The sequence below is a fragment of the Arthrobacter sp. 10T419 genome (genome assembly GCF_056394105.1).
Genome location: NZ_JBFTHF010000011.1, coordinates 39,651 through 58,219, shown reverse-complemented (window position 1 = coordinate 58,219; position 18,569 = coordinate 39,651). Strand labels below are relative to the sequence as shown.

The 18,569-nt window shown below is 67.4% G+C and carries 16 protein-coding genes; 7 read left to right on the top strand and 9 right to left on the bottom strand.

Features of this window, described 5'->3' with window-relative positions; all coding sequences use genetic code 11:
• Positions 1-27: 27 nt before the first annotated feature.
• Positions 28-756, bottom strand: a complete 729-nt coding sequence (locus AC1DBD_RS16420; RefSeq protein ID WP_441419239.1) for a TetR/AcrR family transcriptional regulator — start codon at positions 754-756, stop codon at positions 28-30.
• A 176-nt stretch (positions 757-932) separates the two neighbouring features.
• Between AC1DBD_RS16420 and ptsP the strand changes: the two genes are divergently transcribed.
• The 3 genes from ptsP (at position 933) to AC1DBD_RS16405 (ending at position 3,453) form a co-directional block, all read left to right on the top strand.
• Positions 933-2,618 (top strand): phosphoenolpyruvate--protein phosphotransferase, encoded by a 1,686-nt coding sequence (gene ptsP / locus AC1DBD_RS16415; protein ID WP_476982528.1) that lies wholly within the window; start codon positions 933-935, stop codon positions 2,616-2,618.
• Between the two features lie 41 nt (positions 2,619-2,659).
• Positions 2,660-3,106, top strand: coding sequence for a helix-turn-helix domain-containing protein (locus tag AC1DBD_RS16410; protein ID WP_476982527.1), 447 nt, complete (start codon positions 2,660-2,662; stop codon positions 3,104-3,106).
• Between the two features lie 74 nt (positions 3,107-3,180).
• Positions 3,181-3,453: a hypothetical protein gene (locus AC1DBD_RS16405; RefSeq protein ID WP_441419236.1), complete on the top strand. Its 273-nt coding sequence runs from the start codon at positions 3,181-3,183 to the stop codon at positions 3,451-3,453.
• Positions 3,454-3,463: 10 nt separating this feature from the next.
• Here AC1DBD_RS16405 and AC1DBD_RS16400 read toward each other — a convergent pair whose 3' ends face one another.
• On the bottom strand, positions 3,464-4,684 hold the full coding sequence (locus AC1DBD_RS16400) for a PucR family transcriptional regulator (RefSeq protein WP_441419235.1): 1,221 nt from the start codon (positions 4,682-4,684) through the stop codon (positions 3,464-3,466).
• A 244-nt stretch (positions 4,685-4,928) separates the two neighbouring features.
• On the opposite strand from AC1DBD_RS16400, the gene ald reads away from it, so the two are divergent.
• Entirely contained in the window at positions 4,929-6,047 is a 1,119-nt protein-coding gene (gene ald, locus AC1DBD_RS16395; protein WP_441419234.1) for an alanine dehydrogenase, read from the top strand.
• Positions 6,048-6,124: 77 nt separating this feature from the next.
• Here the strand turns inward: ald and AC1DBD_RS16390 are convergent, their stop codons facing one another.
• The 6 genes from AC1DBD_RS16390 to AC1DBD_RS16365 form a co-directional block, all read right to left on the bottom strand.
• Positions 6,125-7,177, bottom strand: a complete 1,053-nt coding sequence (locus AC1DBD_RS16390) for a Gfo/Idh/MocA family protein (protein ID WP_476982526.1) — start codon at positions 7,175-7,177, stop codon at positions 6,125-6,127.
• Between the two features lie 127 nt (positions 7,178-7,304).
• Positions 7,305-8,999 carry an ABC transporter family substrate-binding protein gene (locus tag AC1DBD_RS16385; protein WP_476909661.1) on the bottom strand — a complete coding sequence of 565 codons (1,695 nt, stop codon included), beginning with the start codon at positions 8,997-8,999 and terminating at the stop codon, positions 7,305-7,307.
• Between the two features lie 52 nt (positions 9,000-9,051).
• Positions 9,052-11,304 (bottom strand): ABC transporter ATP-binding protein, encoded by a 2,253-nt coding sequence (locus AC1DBD_RS16380; protein WP_476982525.1) that lies wholly within the window; start codon positions 11,302-11,304, stop codon positions 9,052-9,054.
• A complete protein-coding gene (locus AC1DBD_RS16375; RefSeq protein WP_476982524.1) occupies positions 11,301-12,266 on the bottom strand; it encodes an ABC transporter permease in 966 nt (321 codons plus the stop codon). Before AC1DBD_RS16375 ends, AC1DBD_RS16380 begins: the two co-directional genes overlap by 4 nt.
• 2 nt (positions 12,267-12,268) lie before the next feature.
• Positions 12,269-13,255, bottom strand: coding sequence for an ABC transporter permease (locus AC1DBD_RS16370; protein WP_476982523.1), 987 nt, complete (start codon positions 13,253-13,255; stop codon positions 12,269-12,271).
• Between the two features lie 364 nt (positions 13,256-13,619).
• On the bottom strand, positions 13,620-14,273 hold the full coding sequence (locus tag AC1DBD_RS16365) for a TetR/AcrR family transcriptional regulator (protein WP_476982522.1): 654 nt from the start codon (positions 14,271-14,273) through the stop codon (positions 13,620-13,622).
• A 126-nt stretch (positions 14,274-14,399) separates the two neighbouring features.
• Here AC1DBD_RS16365 and AC1DBD_RS16360 point away from each other — a divergent pair, with 126 nt between their 5' ends.
• From AC1DBD_RS16360 to AC1DBD_RS16350, 3 genes are all read left to right on the top strand, one after another.
• Positions 14,400-14,963, top strand: coding sequence for an NAD(P)H-dependent oxidoreductase (locus AC1DBD_RS16360; protein ID WP_175323502.1), 564 nt, complete (start codon positions 14,400-14,402; stop codon positions 14,961-14,963).
• 131 nt (positions 14,964-15,094) lie between these two features.
• Positions 15,095-16,387, top strand: coding sequence for an aminotransferase-like domain-containing protein (locus tag AC1DBD_RS16355; protein WP_476926434.1), 1,293 nt, complete (start codon positions 15,095-15,097; stop codon positions 16,385-16,387).
• Between the two features lie 64 nt (positions 16,388-16,451).
• Complete coding sequence (locus AC1DBD_RS16350; protein ID WP_175323500.1) at positions 16,452-16,883, top strand: universal stress protein; 432 nt, start codon at positions 16,452-16,454, stop codon at positions 16,881-16,883.
• Between the two features lie 59 nt (positions 16,884-16,942).
• Here the strand turns inward: AC1DBD_RS16350 and AC1DBD_RS16345 are convergent, their stop codons facing one another.
• Positions 16,943-18,532: an AMP-binding protein gene (locus AC1DBD_RS16345; RefSeq protein ID WP_476917742.1), complete on the bottom strand. Its 1,590-nt coding sequence runs from the start codon at positions 18,530-18,532 to the stop codon at positions 16,943-16,945.
• Positions 18,533-18,569: the final 37 nt, after the last annotated feature.

Sequence of the window (18,569 nt, the reverse complement as noted above, 5' to 3'; positions counted from 1 at the left end):
GCAGGATTGTCCGATATTTTCGACGAGCTAGCTGGTGGAACTGGTGGAGATCCGGTGGAGCCATTCGAGAAAGAGCTTGAGTTCAGAGCTGGACAGCTGGTCCGAGTGCGAGGCCTGCAGCGCCGCATTCAGGGCGATGGCCGCTACCACCACCGGAGACTTCCCGGAGTCTTCCGGCCCGGCTTGCCGGGCCTGTTCCGTGGAGACCGCGAAGATCATCGCGTCGCGGGTCATGGCGGAGAGCTCGAGGTTGCGCTCCGGTGCCTTCTCCGTGATCAGCATGAGGGTCACGCCCACGTTCGCAGCCAGGATGCTCCTCGCCGCCTCCCGGGGCGGGACGTTGAGCTGGCCGGCGACCGCGGCCTTGTTCAGCATTTCCTCCATGAGCGCCTCGGCGTCGGCCACAACGGCGGGACGGCTCTCGGGGCGGATGTTGCCGAACATGACGAGGTACAGTTCCGGCTGCTTCAGCCCGAATTGCACGTGCTGGTCCCACATCCGCCGGATGTCCTCCAGCGGCTGCCCGGACGGAGCGAAGTCTCGTTCGCCGGCCACGTACTCCTCGAAACCTGCCGCCACAACGGCGTCGAACAGCCCCTCCTTGTCACCGAAGTGGTGATACAGGGTGGGGGCAGTCACCCCCGCCAGCTGCGTGATCTGGCGCGTGGAAACCGCGGCTCCCCCGGACTTGGCCAGCAATCCCGCAGCTGCACGCAGCAGCCGGATTTTGGGCGGTAGCTGGCCTTCGATACTCATAACCGCTACCCTAGCACCTATAGCAACGCTATATGAAGTGCATCACATACACTTTTTTCAGGTACCGCAAGTAGCCGGTTGACGTAGTGGACAGCCGCAGGAAATCTAGGATCTAGCGGTTCAGTGGCGGCACCTGGACTGACTTACTGGCTCACGGCAGAGAATGAGGACTTTCAGTGCAGAACTTCCAAGGAGTAGGCGTCAGCCCCGGCCGGATCATCGGCACCATCCGGCAGATGCCGAAGCCGGTCAGTGAGCCGCCGGCGGGCGAACAGCTTCCGGCCGGCGTCTCCGCCGAGGAGGCCACAGCGGCCCTGAAGGCGGCGGCGAAGGCCGTGCACGACGAGCTCAAGGCGCGGTCCGAGACGGTCAGCGGCGACGGCAAGGCCGTGCTGGAGGCCACCGCGCTGATGGCGACCGACACCATGCTGCTGAAGTCCGCCGCCAAGCTGATTGGCCGCGGGACCTCCAACCAGCGCGCCATCTGGGAAGCCGGCGCGTCCGTCTCGGAGATGCTGCACAACCTCGGCGGCTACATGGCCGAGCGGGCCACCGACGTCCTGGACGTGCGGGCGCGGATCGTGGCCGAGCTGCGTGGCGTGCCCGCCCCGGGCATCCCCTCCGCCGCCACCCCGTTCATCCTGATTGCGGAGGACCTGGCGCCGGCGGACACGGCCACGCTCGATCCCGAAAAGGTGCTCGCACTGCTGACCGCCGGCGGCGGCCCGCAGTCGCACACCGCGATCATCGCCCGCTCCCTCGGCCTGCCCGCCGTCGTCGCTGCCGCCGGCGTCGACGCCTTGCCGGACGGCACAGAGGTCTACGTCGACGGGGCCGCCGGGACCATCACGGCTGAACCGGACGACGCCCAGCGCGCCGCCGCGGAGCATTGGGCCGCGACCGCGTCGCTATTGGCGGACTTTGACGGTACCGGTGCGACGGCGGACGGCCACCTCGTGCCGCTCTTGGCCAACGTGGGCGGGGCGAAGGATGCCGTGGCCGCCGCCGGGCTCAACGCCCAGGGCGTGGGCCTGTTCCGGACCGAGTTCTGCTTCCTCGAACGGGATACCGAACCCACCGTGGAGGAGCAGGCCGCCGCCTACAAGGGCGTCTTCGACGCCTTCCCCGGCAAGAAGGTGGTGCTCCGCACCCTCGACGCCGGCGCGGACAAGCCGCTCCCGTTCCTGACCGACGCCACCGAGCCCAACCCGGCCCTTGGCGTCCGCGGTTACCGGACCGACTTCACCACCCCGGGAGTGCTGGAACGCCAGTTGCAGGCCATCGCCCTGGCGGAGCAGGAATCCGAGGCGGACGTCTGGGTGATGGCACCGATGATTTCGACGGCGGAGGAAGCCGCACGATTCGCGTCCCTGTGCGCTGCCGCCGGGATCAAGACCCCCGGCGTCATGGTGGAGGTGCCGTCCGCGGCGCTGACCGCGGAGGCCATCCTGCGGGAAGTGTCTTTCGCGAGCCTGGGCACCAACGACCTGACCCAGTACGCCATGGCCGCGGACCGGCAGCTGGGCCCGCTCGCCGCGCTGAACACCCCGTGGCAGCCGGCCGTGCTCCGGCTCGTGGGCCTGACGGTCGAAGGTTCCGCCGCCGAAGGCCACGGCAAACCGGTGGGCGTCTGCGGTGAGGCCGCGGCGGATCCTGCCCTCGCCGTCGTGCTGACCGGGCTGGGCGTCACGACCCTGTCGATGACGGCGCGTTCCATCGCGGCCGTGGCAGCGGTGCTGAAGACCGTGACCCTGGCCGAGGCGCAGGAGCTGGCCAAGCTGGCACTTTCCGCCCCGAGCGCCACAGAGGCGCGCGCCTGGGTCCGGGCCAAGCTGCCGGTGCTGGAAGAACTGGGTCTGTAACCGGAGCGTGAGCCCGCACCCGGGGCGCTAGGATGCACTCCATGACACTGATTGCTCCCCGGGTGACCGCCGGGCTCCCGGCCGAGGACGCACAAAAACTCCAGTACGCGCTCAACGGCAGCAACGACATCACGGTCTTCGTCGACGGCACCGTGCACCGCCTGCCGCCCGCGGCAAGGGACGCCGTCGTCGACCTGCTGGGCCGCTTCAGCCGGGGCGAGTCGGTCACCGTCAGCAGCATGGAGGAGATGCTGACCACGTCGAAGGCGGCGGAGCTGGCGGGCATCTCGCACACGTACCTGCGGAACATGACGGACCGCGGCGAGATCCCGGTCGAGTACCGCGGCACGCACCGGCGGATCCGGCTGGCCGACATCATGGCGTGGCTGGAGACGCAAAAGAAGAAAACCGCCGCGGAAAATGCGGCACCCGAGGCCGTCGGCGACTCAGCTGACAGCAATGACAGCGGCGGCGCGGATGCTTCGTGACGGCGTGATAAGGATCAAACAACGATCCCGTCCCGGCGCGGAAACGCGGCAGAGGCCGGGGTTACGCTTGAATTGTGGGTAAGTTCAGAGGGTGGCACATCCTGGCCGGCATCGCCGCCATGGTGCTTACCGGCATCCTCGGAACGGTGATGGGGCTGAACAACACCGCGGCGTTCATGGCCAGCTGCGTCGCGTTCGTGGCCGTCGCCCTGTGGATGGACAGCCGGATATCGCGCCGGAGGCGCACAGCGCGGGAGACTGCGCCCGATGCGCTTCGGGAGGCGGCGCGGCCGCTGGCCTCCCGCCCCGACAGCGAGCAGGACTCCGCCCTCCGCGACGACCGCTAGCCGGGGCAGCCTAGATCCTTGGCCTTTGGGCCCAGCGCCGCGCCTTCAGCGCCGCGTGCAGTTCCAGCCGGACCATTCCCTTGAGCGGGTCGACGCCCAGCACCTGGCGGATCCTGCCGAGCCGGTTGTAGATGCTGCTCCGGTGCAGGTGCAGCTTGGCCGCCACCTCCTGGACCGAACTGTCGTTGTCGTAGAAAAGCTCCAGCACCGGCAGCAGTTCACCGTTCCGGTCGTGGTCCTCCAGCATCCGGAAGTACACCGAGCCCGCATCCGCCCAGGCTCCGGCCCCGCCGCCGGCCGAGGCCAGCAACTGGTAGAGACCGGTGGCACGGCAGTCCACCAGCTCCCCCAGCTGGGGGTCCACGGCCGCGGCCTGCGCCGCCTGCCGGGACTGCCGGTACGCCTCGGCCAGTTCCCGCGGCCGGGAGAAGCCCTCGGAGGTGCCGAGGATGATCCGGCGGACCGGTCGGCCCGCGCGCTTGGCCAGTTCCAGCTGGTAGTGGACCAGCACCTGGGCGTGGTTGGCCCGTCCGGTGGATTCCTTGAACAGCACGACGGCGTGTGTCTCGGTCCCCGCGCTGAACAGTGCCGCGTCCACACCGATGGTGGCCTGCAGCGCGGCGGACCTGTGGATCAGTGTGGAGGCGATCGGGTCCGAACCCTCCGCCCAGCCGTCGGCGTCGAGGACGGTCACCAGCTGCCACGGCCCGCGGCCCTGCACTTCCTTCCAGCCCGCGACGGCGGCGACGGCGTTCGCCTCGCCCCGGCAGGCGGCGAGGAACTCCTGTTCGCGCCGGCGGCGGAACTCGGATTCGGCAGTGTTCGAGTCCAGCAGCAGGGCGGAGAGCTCCTCCAGCTCGCGCGCCACCTCCGGCAACTGGGCCAGGACGGTGCCCGCGGTGGGCTCCGCGGCGTCGAGCTGGACCCAGAGGTAGCCCACCCGGAATCCGCGGACCAGCAACGGGACACAGACGCGCCCCAGCATGCCCAGTTCCTCGTTGGCCGGCACGACGACGGGCCGCACCGCCGTCGCGATGCCGTGCGAGAGCTGCCAGGCGCTGACGTCCGCCGCGACGCGCTTGCTGAGCAGGAAGTTCACCCGGACCCGGTCCGCGTGCGACTGGTTGGAGCTGTAGGCGAGCAGGACGCCGTCGAGGTCTTCGAGCGAGAGCCCGCGCCCGAGCCGCTGGGCCACCCGCTCCACGAGCTGCTCTACGTCCTGCTGCTGCATGCTGCCACATTACTGCCCCGCGGGTCCCGGGGCCGAACGGAACGGCGACGAACAAGAGGCGACACCTGACGTTTCCTGACTCGACAGTTGTCGAGCCGAGCTTTTGGAAATTCCCGGAAACACGCGGTTGCGGCGTGGGGCGGGACCGGCGGCCCTGTCGCCTGCCTCACAGCCGGTTCTATTCTGGAATCACGACTTCCCCCGCACACCCGGCCCGCGCGGCCACCACCACTGGAGCCCAAAAATGATCATCGGCGTCCCCAAAGAGATCAAGAACAACGAATTCCGCGTCGCCATCACGGCCGCCGGCGTGCACGAATTCCGCCACCACGGCCACACCGTCCTGGTCGAGCGCGGCGCAGGCCTGGGCTCCGGCATCACGGACGAGGAATACGCCATTGCCGGTGCCGAGATCGTCGCCGAAGCGGACGACGTGTGGTCCCGCGCCGACATGGTCATGAAGGTCAAGGAGCCGGTCAAGGCCGAATACCACCGGTTCCGCAAGGGCCTGATCCTCTTCACCTATCTGCACCTTGCCGCCGAGCCGGAACTGACGCAGGAGCTCATCAACTCCGGCGTCACCGCCATCGCCTACGAGACCGTGCAGGAAGGCCGTACGCTGCCGCTGCTGGCCCCGATGTCCGAGGTTGCCGGCCGCCTGTCCGTGCAGGTCGGCGCCACCTCGCTGATGGCTCCGGCCGGCGGCAAGGGCGTGCTGCTCGGCGGCGTCCCGGGCGTCCGCCCGGCCAAGGTCGTAGTCCTGGGCGCCGGCGTGGCCGGCACCAACGCCGCCGCCATGGCCCTGGGCCTCGGCGCCGACGTCACCATCCTGGATATCAACATCAACCGGCTGCGCGAACTCGACGCCCAGTACCAGGGCCGCCTGAAGACGGTCGCCTCCAACGCCTACGAGATCGAGAAGTCCGTGGTCGACGCCGACCTCGTGATCGGTTCCGTGCTGATCCCCGGCGCCAAGGCCCCGAAGCTGGTCACCAACGAGCTCGTCTCCCGGATGAAGCCCGGCTCGGTGCTGGTGGACATCGCCGTGGACCAGGGCGGCTGCTTCGAGGACACGCACCCCACCACGCACCAGGAACCGACGTACAAGGTCCACAACACGATCTTCTACTGCGTCGCCAACATGCCCGGCGCCGTGCCGAACACCTCCACCTACGCCCTGACCAACGTCACGCTGCGCTACGCGGTTTCGCTGGCCAACCTGGGCGTCAAGGCCGCATTTGAGCGCGACGCCGCCCTCGCTGCCGGCCTCAACATCGCCGCCGGCCAGGTTGCGCACCGCTCGGTCTCCGAGGCGCACAACCTGCCCCTGGTCGCGGACTGGCACGAGCTGGTCTCCGCGTAAGTTCCACCGGCATCGGCTGCTCCGTGAACGCCCTTTTGGACCCCCCAAACGGCGTTATCGGAGCAGTCGATGGGTGTTTAAACGAGCTCCCGGGCCTGTTCGATGAGCTTCAGGACCTCGACGGCGTCGGCGGGATCCACCGGGAGCGGCAGAGCCGAGGACGTGCCGCCGTCGATGATTTTCTCGGCGAGGATCCGGTAAAACTCCGGGTACGCGCCGCGTTCGGTGGGCAGGCGGTCCAGGTGGCCGTCGCGGCCCAACAGGCCGGCCCACTCGCGGTCCTCCACGCCGTAGGCTGCGTCGAGCGGACTCCCGCCGGCGGCGAGATAAGGCTCCTGCGGGTCCACACCGTGTTTGGTGAAGCCGCCGTCGCTGCCCAACAGGCGGTAGCGCGGCCCCTGCTGGGCGCACAGCAGGTTCATCGAAAGGTGGCTCGTCACCCCGGAATCATGCCGCAGGGCCACGAAAACGTCGTCGTCCGCCCGTTCCCCGGGCCGCCGGGCCGCCAGTTCGGCGTGGATCACGGCGGCAGGGCCGAAGAGCGCGAGCGCCTGGTCCAGCAGGTGCGTGCCGAGGTCGAACAGCACCCCGCCGCCGTCGTCGAGGGTGGCCGCCGCCTTCCACGCTTTCGTGACCTTCGGCGCCCAGCGCTCGAAGCGTGATTCGAAGCGCGTGACCGTGCCCAGGACGCCGCTCTCCAGCAGGGCGCGCACGGTCAGGAAATCGCCGTCCCAGCGCCGGTTCTGGAAGGCGGTGAGTACGCGGCCCAGCCGTGCGGCCAGGTCCATCAGCTCCCGGCCCTCGGCGCTGCGCACCGTGAAGGGCTTGTCAACGACGACGTCGAGGCCCGCCTCCAGCGCGGCTTTGGCCAGCGGGTAGTGGGTGGCCGGCGGAGTCCCCAGCACCAGCAGGTCCAGCCCGCCGGCGAGTTCGAGGACGGCGGCCGGGGTATCGACGATCCTGGCCGCCGGGTAGGCCGCGGCGGCCGTCGCCTTCCGGCCCGCGTCGGAGGTGGCAATGACGTCCAGGGAAAAAGCCGGGTTGGCCGCGATCAGCGGCGCATGGAACACGCTGCCGGAGAGGCCGAAGCCGGCGACTGCGGTGCGGATGGGCGGGGAGGAAGGTGCCATGCGTCCACGTTACCCGCCCGCCCGAGGCTCGCTCAGGCCCGGCAACAACGCAGGCGACCCTCCCCCGCAGAGTGGGGAGGGTCGCCTGGATTGCTGCCCTAGGTGAGGGAGCGTCGGAACGGAAGGCTTACTTCTGCCAGCCGACGAGGCTCCAGTCCGGGGTCTGGAACAGGGACGCGCCATAGTTGGCAAGGCCCGTGCGTGCGAAGTAGATCTGCGGGCCGTTCATGATGACGCCCATGGAGAAGTACTTCGCCATGTGCTTCTTCTCGACCTCCATGGCGGCCTTGTTGCGCTGGGCATCGTCCTGGATGGAAGCGAGGTCCTTGATTTCCTTGTCCAGTTCGGCGTCGCCGAGCTGGTTTTCGTTGGTCTTGGAATCGTAGAACTGCTTCACACCCGAGGTTGCGTCCGAGCCCACGGTGTAGCCGCTGATGGTGAGCTGGAAGTCGCGGCTGCCCACAACCTTGCCGAAGTCGGCGTCGCCGCGCTGGTCGATGCCGACGTCCATGCCGGCGGCCTGGAGCTGCTTCTGCAGGGTCTGCACGGTGGCGAGCGAGGTGGGGTCGTCACCGAAGTTGGTGATCTTGAAGGAGACGGGCTTTCCGGCCTTCTCCATGATGCCCTTGGCGTTGGGGGCGTAGCCGGCCTCGGTCAGGGCCTTCTTCGCCGCGTCGGCGCCAACATCCTTGACCGGGTAGTTGTCCTGGTAGTACTTGGAGAACGGCATCAGCATCATCGATCCTGAGCTTTCCTCTTCCCAGTTCAAGCCACCGAAGCGCACGGCGCGGATGGCCGGGCGGTCGACGGCGGTGAAGATCGCCTTGCGGACGGCGACGTCGGTCAGCGGAGCCTTCAGGGCGTTGAGGTTCAGGCCGCCGGCGAACAGACGCTGGCCGCGGCGGACCTCGGAGTTCTTGGAGCCTTCGAGCTGCTTGTACTTGGTCAGCGTGCGGCCGTCAGCCATGTCGATCTCGCCGTTCTTGAACGCTGCGATCTCGGCGCTGGCCTCGAGCTGGCGGAAGACCACCTTTTCCAGAACCGGCTTTTCGCCCCACCACTTGTCGTTCGGGACCATGGTGACGGTCTTCGCCGCGGAGTCGAACTTGTCGACCTTGAACGGGCCGGCCATCCACTCGGGGTGCATCTGGCCGGAGAACCCGGTGTTGAAGAGCTCCGGCGTGTTGACGGTCTGCGGGATGAAGCCGCCGAAGATGTCGCTCAGCGGGTAGACCGGCTGGGTGGTGGTGGCAATGACTTCCTTGTCGCTGCTGCCGGCCTTGACGGAGTCGATGAACTCGTAGGCACCGGACGAGACAATGTCGATGTCCTTGTTCTTGCCGTTGAGCATCTTCCAGGTGTTGACGAAGGTAGCGGCGTTGATGGGGGTGCCATCGTTGTACACGGCCTTCGGGTTGATCTTGATGGTGATGGTCTGCTTGCCATCCTTGACCTCACTCTTGAAGTCTTCGCAGAAGTTCTTGTTCAGGTTCGCGGTGCCGTCGAAGTCGAGCTTCCAGCAGCCCACGTAACCGGCTTCGTCGATCGGGTAGTGCAGCTCGGTGTTGTCCGCGGAGTTACCCGCATTGGAGAAGCCGTTGAAGTCCGGGCCGATGTTGCCGACCGGCAGGGTCACGGTGCCGCCCTGCTTCAGTTCGTCGGCCTTCTTGGCGTTGACGCTGACGAGCTTGTTGAGGTCGCCGTTGGCGTCCTGGGCCTTGGCGCTCTCGGCGGTCGTGGTGGCGCCGCCTCCGCCGCATCCGGTCAGCGCGAGGGCTGCCACTACGGCGGCCACCCCGCCGATCTTGGTCAGATTCTTCATAATGATCCCCTTCATTTTGGTGCGAGTTGTGGTTCAGGTGCGGTTTGGTGCGTCAGAGGGACTCGTGGACAACCAACATGTCCGCGTCCAGTTCGCCGTCCGGGTAGAAACAGGCGAATTGCTGGTCTGTGGGGGCCGACGGCGAGGCGTCGGTCCGGGGGCCGGTGGCCGGGGCAGGCGCCGTCGCGGTTTCCAGCGGCGGCTCCAGGGTCAGGCACTTTTCCTGCTTGGCAGCCGGGAGTGCGGCGAAGACCGGGCAGCGGGTGGCGAAGTTGCAGCCCTTCGGCGCATCGAGCGGCGACGGCAGGTCGCCCTGCAGGATAATGCGTTCGCGGGTGCGCTCCAGCTGCGGGTCCGGCACCGGGATGGCGGAGAGCAGGGCGCGGGTGTAGGGGTGGCGCGGGTTGTCGAAGACGCTGTCGACGTCCCCGATTTCCACGATTTTGCCCAGGTACATCACGGCCACACGGTTGGAGATGTGGCGCACCACGGACAGGTCGTGGGCCACCATCAGGTAGCTCAGCCCGAGTTCGGCGCGGAGTTGGTCGAGCAGGTTGATGACGCCGGCCTGGACGGAGACATCCAGCGCGGACACCGGTTCGTCCAGGACCACGAGTTTGGGGTTCACCGCCAGGGCGCGGGCGATGCCGATGCGCTGGCGCTGGCCGCCGGAGAACTGGTTCGGGAAGCGGTTGACGTGGTCCGGCTGGAGGCCCACGAGCTCCATCAGCTCCATGATCCGCTTCCGGATCGCAGGCTTGGCCATCCCGGAGTTCTCCAGCGGCTCGGCCAGCACCTCGTAGACGGTGAAGCGCGGATCCAGGGCGCCGGTGGGGTCCTGGAACACCATCTGGAGTTCCTTGCGCATGGCGGCCTTGGTCTTGGCGTCCGAGGCGGCTTTGTTGCTCAGGCCGCCGATCGTCACCTCGCCGTCCTGGTCGCGGTGGAATTCCATGATTTCCAGCAGCGTGGTGGTCTTGCCGCAGCCGGACTCGCCCACGATCGAGAAGCATTCGCCCTCGCGGATGTCGAAGCTCAGGCCGTCCACGGCCTTGACCGTGCCGATCCGGCGCTTGAGCAGGGCGCCCTTCATCAGCGGGAAGTGCTTCTTGACGTCCTTGAGCTCCAGGACAGCCTTGCGCTCGGCCCGGGGCACCGCGTCGAACCGGGAGACGGGCACCGCGGGGGCGTGGAAGATTTCGTGGACGTCCACCTCGGCGGCAAGGGAATCGGTTTTGATGCAGGCGGCCTTGTGCTCCAGGGTGCCGTCGCCGGTGCCGCTGACCGGCCAGAGCTCGGGTTCGCCCTGCAGGCAGGCCTCGCTGACCAGCGGGCAGCGCGGGGCGAAGGAGCAGCCGGTGGGCGCGTGGATGAGGTTCGGCGGGATGCCCTCGATCGGCACCAGCGAGGTCTTCTCGGCCACGTCGACGCGGGGAACGGCGCCCAGCAGCCCCATGGTGTAGGGCATCCTGGGGTTGTAGTAGATGTCGTCGACGCTGCCGGTCTCCACCGGCTTGCCGGCGTACATCACCATGATGTCGTCGGCCATTCCGGCCACGACGCCCAGGTCGTGCGTGATCATCACGACGGCGGCGCCGGTTTCCTCCTGCGCGGTGTGCAGCACCTCGAGCACCTGCGCCTGGATGGTGACGTCGAGCGCCGTCGTCGGCTCATCCGCGATCAGAACGCGCGGGTTGTTGGCAATCGCGATGGCGATCATCACCCGCTGGCGCATACCGCCGGAGAATTCGTGCGGGAAGGCCTTGAGCCGGTCCTTGGGGCTGGGAATGCCCACCATGCCCAGGAGTTCGACGGCGCGGGCCTCCTTGGCCTGCTTGCTCATGGTCGGGTTGTGCACCGTGAGCGCCTCGATGATCTGGTTGCCTACGGTGTAGACCGGGGTCAGCGAGGACAACGGGTCCTGGAAGACCATGGCCAGCTCGTTGCCGCGGTAGCGGCACATGGCCTTGTCGCTGAGCCCCAACAGTTCCTGGCCCTTGAGCCGGACGGAGCCGGTGACCTCGGCGGTATCCGGCAGCAGGCCCATGATGGCCATCGAGGTGACGGACTTGCCCGAGCCGGATTCGCCGACGATCCCGAGGGTCTTTCCCGGCATCAGGTCGAAGTCGATGCCGCGCACAGCATGCACCACGCCGTTCTCGGTGTTGAAGCGGACGTTGAGGTCGCGGACGGAGAGCACGGCACCCGCCGGCGCATCTGCGTAGTGCCCGCCGGCGGTGTGCAGGCCGGCCACGTGCAGCCGTTCGGCGGTGCTGAGGTCGGTGGCGGTGGTATCGCTGCTCATGAGGTCTTCTTCTTTTTCTTGGCGCTGCCAATGGAGCTGGAGCTGGGATCGAACGCGTCGCGGAGACCGTCGTTCATCATGGCGAGCGAACCGGTCAGCAGGAACATCACGGTCAGCGGCACCCAGAACATCCACGGGAAGGTGGAGACCTGGGAGGTCGCCTGGCCGATCAGCACGCCCAGGCTCACATCCGGGACCTTGATGCCGATGCCGATGAAGGAGAACGCGACCTCGGCGAGGATGGCGCCGGTCACGCCGCGGGTGATGTCCAGGACCAGCAGCGAACCGATATTCGGCACGAGGTGGCGCCAGACGATGCGGCGCGCGGGGATGCCCATGTACTGGGCGGCTTTGACGAAGTCGCGCTGCATGAGCGACATCGAGAGCGAGCGGATCAGGCGGGCAGTGCCCATCCAGTTGAAGATCAGCAGGACGATGATCAGCAGCAGCCAGCTGGGGAGGTTCTGCTGCAGCCCGTTGCCGCCGCCGCTCGTGGCCACGGCCACGACCAGGAGGGCCGGCATCATGATCAGGGCTTCCAGGATGAACAGCATCACCTTGTCGACCTTGCCGCCGAAGTAGGCCATGGTGCAGCCGTACACCGCGGCGATCAGCACTGACACGAGGCCGACGACCAGGCCGATCAGGATCGAGACCCGGGTCCCTTCCACGGTCAGGGCGTACAGGTCGATGCCGGCCTGGGAGGTGCCCAGCAGGTGCTCCGAGGAAGGGCCCATGCCGATGTTGAAGGGGTCGATCGTCTCCTTGTCCCAGCTGGAGAAAATCCCGCCGATCAGGGACAGCACGGTGAGCAGGACGAAGATCGCCAGGCCGGTCACGGCGGTCTTGTTGCGCAGGAAGCGCCGCACGATGATCCGCGACTTCGCGATCACGACGTCGTTGTTCTCGATCTTGGCTTCTTCCGCGACGGCGGCCGGATCGATGGCGTTCAAATTCGTCATGGCTACTGCACCCGCACTCTCGGGTCGACAAGGGTGGTGGCGAAGTCGGCGAGGATCGCCCCGATCGCGAAGATCACGGAGCCGTAGGCGAGTGTCGCCGTGGCCGCGTTGACATCCTGCAGCGCGATCGCGTCGATGCTCCAGGAGCCGACGCCGTGCCAGGCGAAGATCTTCTCGGCGAAGAAGCCGCCGGCGAAGATGGCCGGGATGGTGAAGGCGATGCTCTGCGCCACCGGGATGAACGAGACCCGCAGGGCATGCCGGCTGATGGCCTGGTTGCGGGTGAGGCCTTTGGCCCGGGCGGTGCGGACGAAGTCGGCGTTGACGTTGTCCAGCAGGTACTGGCGCTGGGCGATCTGGTAGGCGCCCCAGCCCACGATCGTGATGGCGAAGGTCGGCACGGCGTAGTGGGCCATCATGTCGACGAACTGCACCCAGCCGTCACCGTCCAGCCCGGGTGTGGAGATGCCGGTGACGAAAAAGATCCGTTCGCCCACGGTTTCGTTGATGTTGATGGCGCCGAGCTGGACCAGGAAGTAGGCGATCGGGGCAGGCACGATGTACACGAGGTAGCTGTACGAGGTGATCGCGCGATCGGAGAACTTGTACTGCCGGGCCGCGGTGTAGACGCCGAGGGCGACGCCGATGATCAGGGTGAGGATGATCGAAGCCAGGAACAGCCGGGTGGAGATCCAAACCCGGTCGCCGAACTCGGCGTTCACGAAGGCGCCGTTGGGGCTGCGTCCCCAGTCCCAGCGCGTGACGATTCCGGTGAGCCAGTCCACGTAGCGTTCCCAAGGGCTCAGGGCCGGGTCCAGTCCTTTGAGCCGGAAGGAGTTGGCAACCTGTTCCGGCGTGGGGCGCGGAATTTTTTCCTGCTCCAGCAGCGCCGGCTGCAGGCTGGTGACCGCCAGGAAATACCCGGCGCTGGTGGTCAGGAAAATCATGAATGCATACGTGACGGCACGTTTGGCAAGGTATCGGAGCATGGGGCTAGTTCAGGATCGCCGTGGTCTGCGCGGTTCCGGAGGCCACCGGACGGGCTGGACCAGCCTGTCCGCAGGCCGGGGTCGTTACAACATTCACAGCGTGGATCCTTCCGTCGTCCCCCCATAAGGCAGCGGGGTGTCCGCTGCCGATCCGGGATCTCGGCCAGCGGGTGCCTGGCCCCCCGCAGGCCTTGCGGCCAGCCCAGCCGGGCTATGTTGCGGGTCACATTCCAGAGGAAACTACCACATAGAAATTGCGGGGAGGCGCGCGAAAGGGGGCGAAACGGTATGCCCACTACCAGATCGTTATGAATAACTCATTTGAATTGATTTGACTTGGCAGTCTCCGCGCGGGTCGGCTAGCCTACGCGCCGCGCACCACCCGGGTGGCCAGCTCCCGCCAGGACTCAACCAGCCGGTCCGGGGCGACCCCGTGGACCCGCACCGCATGCAGGATGCGCTCCGGCTCGAGGGTCACGCTCAGGGCGCCCGCCATCAGCCAGGGATCCGCACTGACCCCGGCTTCGCGCAGCAGCAGTTCCAGATGCCGGTGCCAGAGCACGGCGGCGGGCACATCGAACCGGTTGTGGGCGGACGCATCCGCGGCGCGGGCGAGTTCACCAAATTCCAGCACCCAGGCAATCCGTTTCGCGCCACAGGCAATCAGCCGTTCCAGGGGCGGCGCACCGGGCCCCAGCGGCGGCGGCCCGAACATGAACCGGCCCTGGAACTGCGCCTCGGCATCACTGAGCAGGCTCATCATGAGTCCCGCCCGACTGCCGAAGCGCCGGAAGACGGTCCCCTTGCCCACGCCGGCGCGCCCGGCCAGGGACGCCATGGTGAGGCCGTCCGCCCCGCACTCCTCAATCAATTCCCGGGCGGCCTGGAGCAACAATTCACGGTTGCGGGCGGCATCCCGGCGTTCAGACTCGGCCGCGCCCCGGACGCCGGGACGATTGCCAGGGTGGGCTGGGGGGTCGTCTGCTTGCCCGCCGGGCCGAATTGGGATGAGGCTCACAACGCCCAGTCTAGCCCCGGGGGAATAATAAGCGGACCGCAGTCCGTTTAGCTTTGGTGAAGGCCATCAAAGCCTCCGCGACCATCCAGCCGCCGGAATCTCCGCGGCGCGTTTCAAGGAGTTCACATGACTACCAACACCGTTCTCACCCTGGTCGGCAGCCTGCGCGCCGGCTCCACGAATGCCCAGCTGGCTGAAGCCATCCAGCTCAACGCTCCCGAGCAGGTCGACGTCGTCATCCACGAGAGCCTCGGCAACATTCCGTTCTACAACGAGGACATCGACGTCGAGGGCCAGGTTCCCGCCGCCGCCGCAGCGCTGCGTGCCGCCGCAAACGACGCCGACACCCTGCTCCTGGTCACCCCGGAATACAACGGCACCGTTCCCGCACCGCTGAAGAACGCCATCGACTGGCTCTCCCGGCCCTTCGGCGCCGGCGCCCTGAGCGGCAAGCCCACCGCCGTCGTCGGCACCGCGTTCGGCCAGTACGGCGGCGTCTGGGCCCAGGACGAGGCCCGAAAGGCCGTCGGCATCGCCGGCGCCAAGGTGCTCGAAGACGTCAAGCTTGCCGTCCCCGGTTCGATGGTCCGCTTCGCCGAGGTCCACCCGAAGGACGACGCCGAGGTCGTGGAGCAGATCAAGGGCGTGTTCGAAGCCTTGGCCGAAGCCCGTACCGCCGACGCCGCCTAAGCAGGCTCATCACAGACCGACACCCCCGGCAGCGCCCCCCACTGCCGGGGGTGTCCTGTGTCCGGGATCCCCTTGCCGTTCTTGTGAACAAAAGTTTTCCCCATGACAACGCGGGCCTGTATCCTAGGATTGTGACCCACGAAACACTTGATGCCGCCGCAGAGCTCCTTCCGGCCGAGGCAATTGACGCAATCGAACGTGCGGCTACGTCCGCCCACCGCCACGAGAGGCTTTTCTCGGAGCGCGCAGCAAATATCAAGCAGTCGGCCGTCCGGGACGTCTTCGACATCTCCCTGCGTCCGGGCCTGGTCTCCCTCGCCGGCGGCAGCCCCTACCTCCAGTCCCTTCCACTGGAGCGGCTGGGCCAGTCCGCCGCGAAAATCATCGCCGAACACGGCCTGACGGCGTTGCAGTACGGCGGCGGGCAGGGTACCGAAGAGCTCCGCGCGCAGATCTGCGAGGTCATGGCCGCCGAGGGGATCCTCGACGCGAAGCCCGAAAACGTCGTCATCACCGCAGGCTCGCAGTCCGCCCAGGACGTCGCGACCAAGGTCTTCTGCAACCCGGGCGACGTCGTCCTCGTGGAGGATCCCACCTACGTCGGTGCATTGAACACCTTCGAGGCCTACCAGGTCGAGGTGGGCACGGTGCCGATGGACGAGCAAGGGATCATCCCGGACCTCCTCGAGGCCAGGATCGCGGCCCTGCAGACCGCGGGCAAGAACGTCAAATTCCTCTACACGATCCCAAGCTTCAACAATCCGTCCGGTATCACGCTCGCCGCCGAACGCCGGCAGCAGGTAGTCGATATATGCCGCAACGCGAATATTCTGGTCCTGGAGGACAATCCGTACGGCCTGCTGCGCTTCGACGGCCAACCGCTGACCCCGCTGCGGGCCGGCAACCCGGACGATGTGATCTACATGGGCTCCTTCTCCAAGATCTTCGCCCCGGGACTGCGGATCGGCTGGGCCCTGGTCCCGGCGCACCTGCAGCGCCGCTACTACCTCGCCTCGGAAGCCGTCACCCTGTGCCCGCCGACGCTCAACCAGATGCTGGTCTCCGCGTACCTGCGCGACTACGACTGGCGCGGCCAGATTGCCACCTACCGCGGGCTGTACCAGGAGCGGTGCGAGGCCATGCTCGCAGCCCTCGAGAAGTACATGCCCGAGGGGCTGAACTGGACACGCCCGCAGGGCGGCTTCTTCATTTGGGTCACGCTGCCCGAGGGCATCGACACCTACCCGCTGTTGCAGAAGGCCATCGATGCCGGAGTGGTGTTCATTCCCGGTGCAGCATTTACCCACTCGGACGAGCCCTCCAACAAGTTGCGGCTCGCTTTCAGTGCGGTGCCGCCGGACGCAATCGAGGAAGGCGTCCGGCGTCTGGCGCCGGTACTGCGGGAAGCAGTCGCGGCGTTGTAGCCTGAACTATTGCTGTTGATTGAACGGCGCCTGACGTATTCATGCCTGACCAGAGGAGTCCCCTATGACCGGAATCATCGTTGTCGGCGTCGATGGCAGCGAGACTGCCCTGAAGGCGGCCCAAACGGCCCGGGACCTGGCTGTCTCGCTCGGCGCGACGCTGCACGTGGTCAGCGCGTTCGATAGCGACCGGACCGAGGTGTTCGGCAGCGGCAGCGACCGGTGGATTGTTTCCGACGCCGACGACGCCGAGAAGGTGGCCAAGGGTGTAGCCGACAGTCTCCGGACGGCCGGGATCAACGTCACCTACGCGGCAGCCCGGGGCAAGCCCGCGGAAGCGCTGATCCACGAGGCGGAACGTTCCGACGCGCAGATGATCGTGGTCGGCAACCGCCGGATGCGCGGCCTGGGGCGCGTCCTCGGCAGCGTTGCCAACAGCGTGGCCCACGGCGCCCCCTGCGACGTCTACATCGCCAAGACCGACAGCCCCGAGTAGCGGCGCAACTGCAGATGCCGGCGCAGCAGCCCTAGGGCTGCTGCGCCGGCTTTGCTGTCCTAGGCATCCACTGCCTTCAGCATCCGGCGCAGGATCTTGCCGGACGAGGACTTCGGCACCGCCTCGATGAATTCCACGCGCCGGATCTTCTTGAACGGCGCCACCCGGGCGGCTACGAATTCCTGCACCCCGGCTTCGTCCAGCAGCTCGCCCTCGGCGTTCGGCTGGCGCACCACGAAAGCCATCGGCACCTCCTGGCCGTCGGCGTCGGCGGTTCCGACCACGGCGGCGTCGGCGATGCCGGGGTGGGTAAGCAGCAGCGCCTCAAGCTCGGCCGGCGCAATCTGGTACCCCTTGTACTTGATCAATTCCTTGAGCCGGTCCACGATCGACACCACGCCATCCGCCCGCACCGTGGCGATGTCCCCGGTGTGCAGGAAGCCGTCCGCGTCGAGGGTGTCAGCCGTCTCATCCGGCCGGTTCAGGTAACCGAGCATCACGTTGGGCCCCCGGCACAGCAGGTGGCCCGGGGCGCTGGTTCCCTCCGCGGGGACCTCGATTTCCTCGCCCGTGGCCGGATCCACCAGCCGGCAGTCCATGTTGGGGACGGTGTAGCCCACCGAGCTGACCGGAACGTCCGTCGCGTCGACCGGGATCAGGTGGGAGACGGGACTCATCTCGGTCATGCCGTAGCCCTGGAGCACCCGGCAGCCCAGCCGCTCGGCCAGCCGCGCCCCCAGCTCGCCGTCCAGCGGCGCCGCGCCGGACAACGCGGTGTGCACGGAGCTGAGGTCGTATTCCGCCACCAGCGGGTGCTTGGACAGTGCCACGGCAACCGGCGGGGCAATGAAGAGGTAGCTGCACTTGTGGTCCTGGACCATCCGCAGGAATTCCGCGAGGTCGAACTTCGGGATGGTGACCAGCCTTGCGCGTTCCCGGAGGGCCAGGTTCAGCAGCACCGTGAGTCCGTAGATGTGGAAGAACGGCAGCAGTGCCAGCAGCCGGTCGTCCGGCCGGACCTTGAGCAGCCCGCGCGACTGTTCCACGTTCGCCACGAGGTTGCGGTGGCTCAGCATCACGCCCTTGGGCCGTCCGGTGGTGCCCGAGGAGTACGGCAGCACGGCGAGGTGGGTGGCAGGGTCGAAGCTGACATCCGGGGCGGGTGCGCCGCTGGCGAGCAGCTCCGTCAGCGAGGGGTGACCCTCGGCGCCGTCGAGCACCACCAGCCGCTCCGCGGGGATGCCCACCTGGCCGGCCGCTTCCCGGGCGGCGGGCAGCAGGGCCGAGATCGTAAAGAGCCAGCTGGCTCCGGCGTCGGTGAGTTGTTTCGCGATCTCATCGGCCGTGTACAGCGAATTGACGGGAGTGACGGTGGCGCCGGCCCGCAGCAGGCCGTGGAACACGACAGTGAACGCCGGGATGTTCGGACATAGGATGGCGGCGACGCCGTGGATGCCCAGCCCCTTGGCGGCGACGGCGCCCGCGAGAGCGTTGATCCGGTCGCGCAGCTCGCGGTAGCTGGTTTCGGCTCCGCTGCTGCCGTCGACGACGGCGACCCGGTCCAGGTCCGCCTCCTCCAGGCCGCCGAAGAGGTACTCGTAAAGGCTGACGTCGGGAATTTCTACAGCGGGGAACGGGCTCGAGAACACGCAAAATCTCCTTTGATCGGCGTTCGCCGGCTCGGCG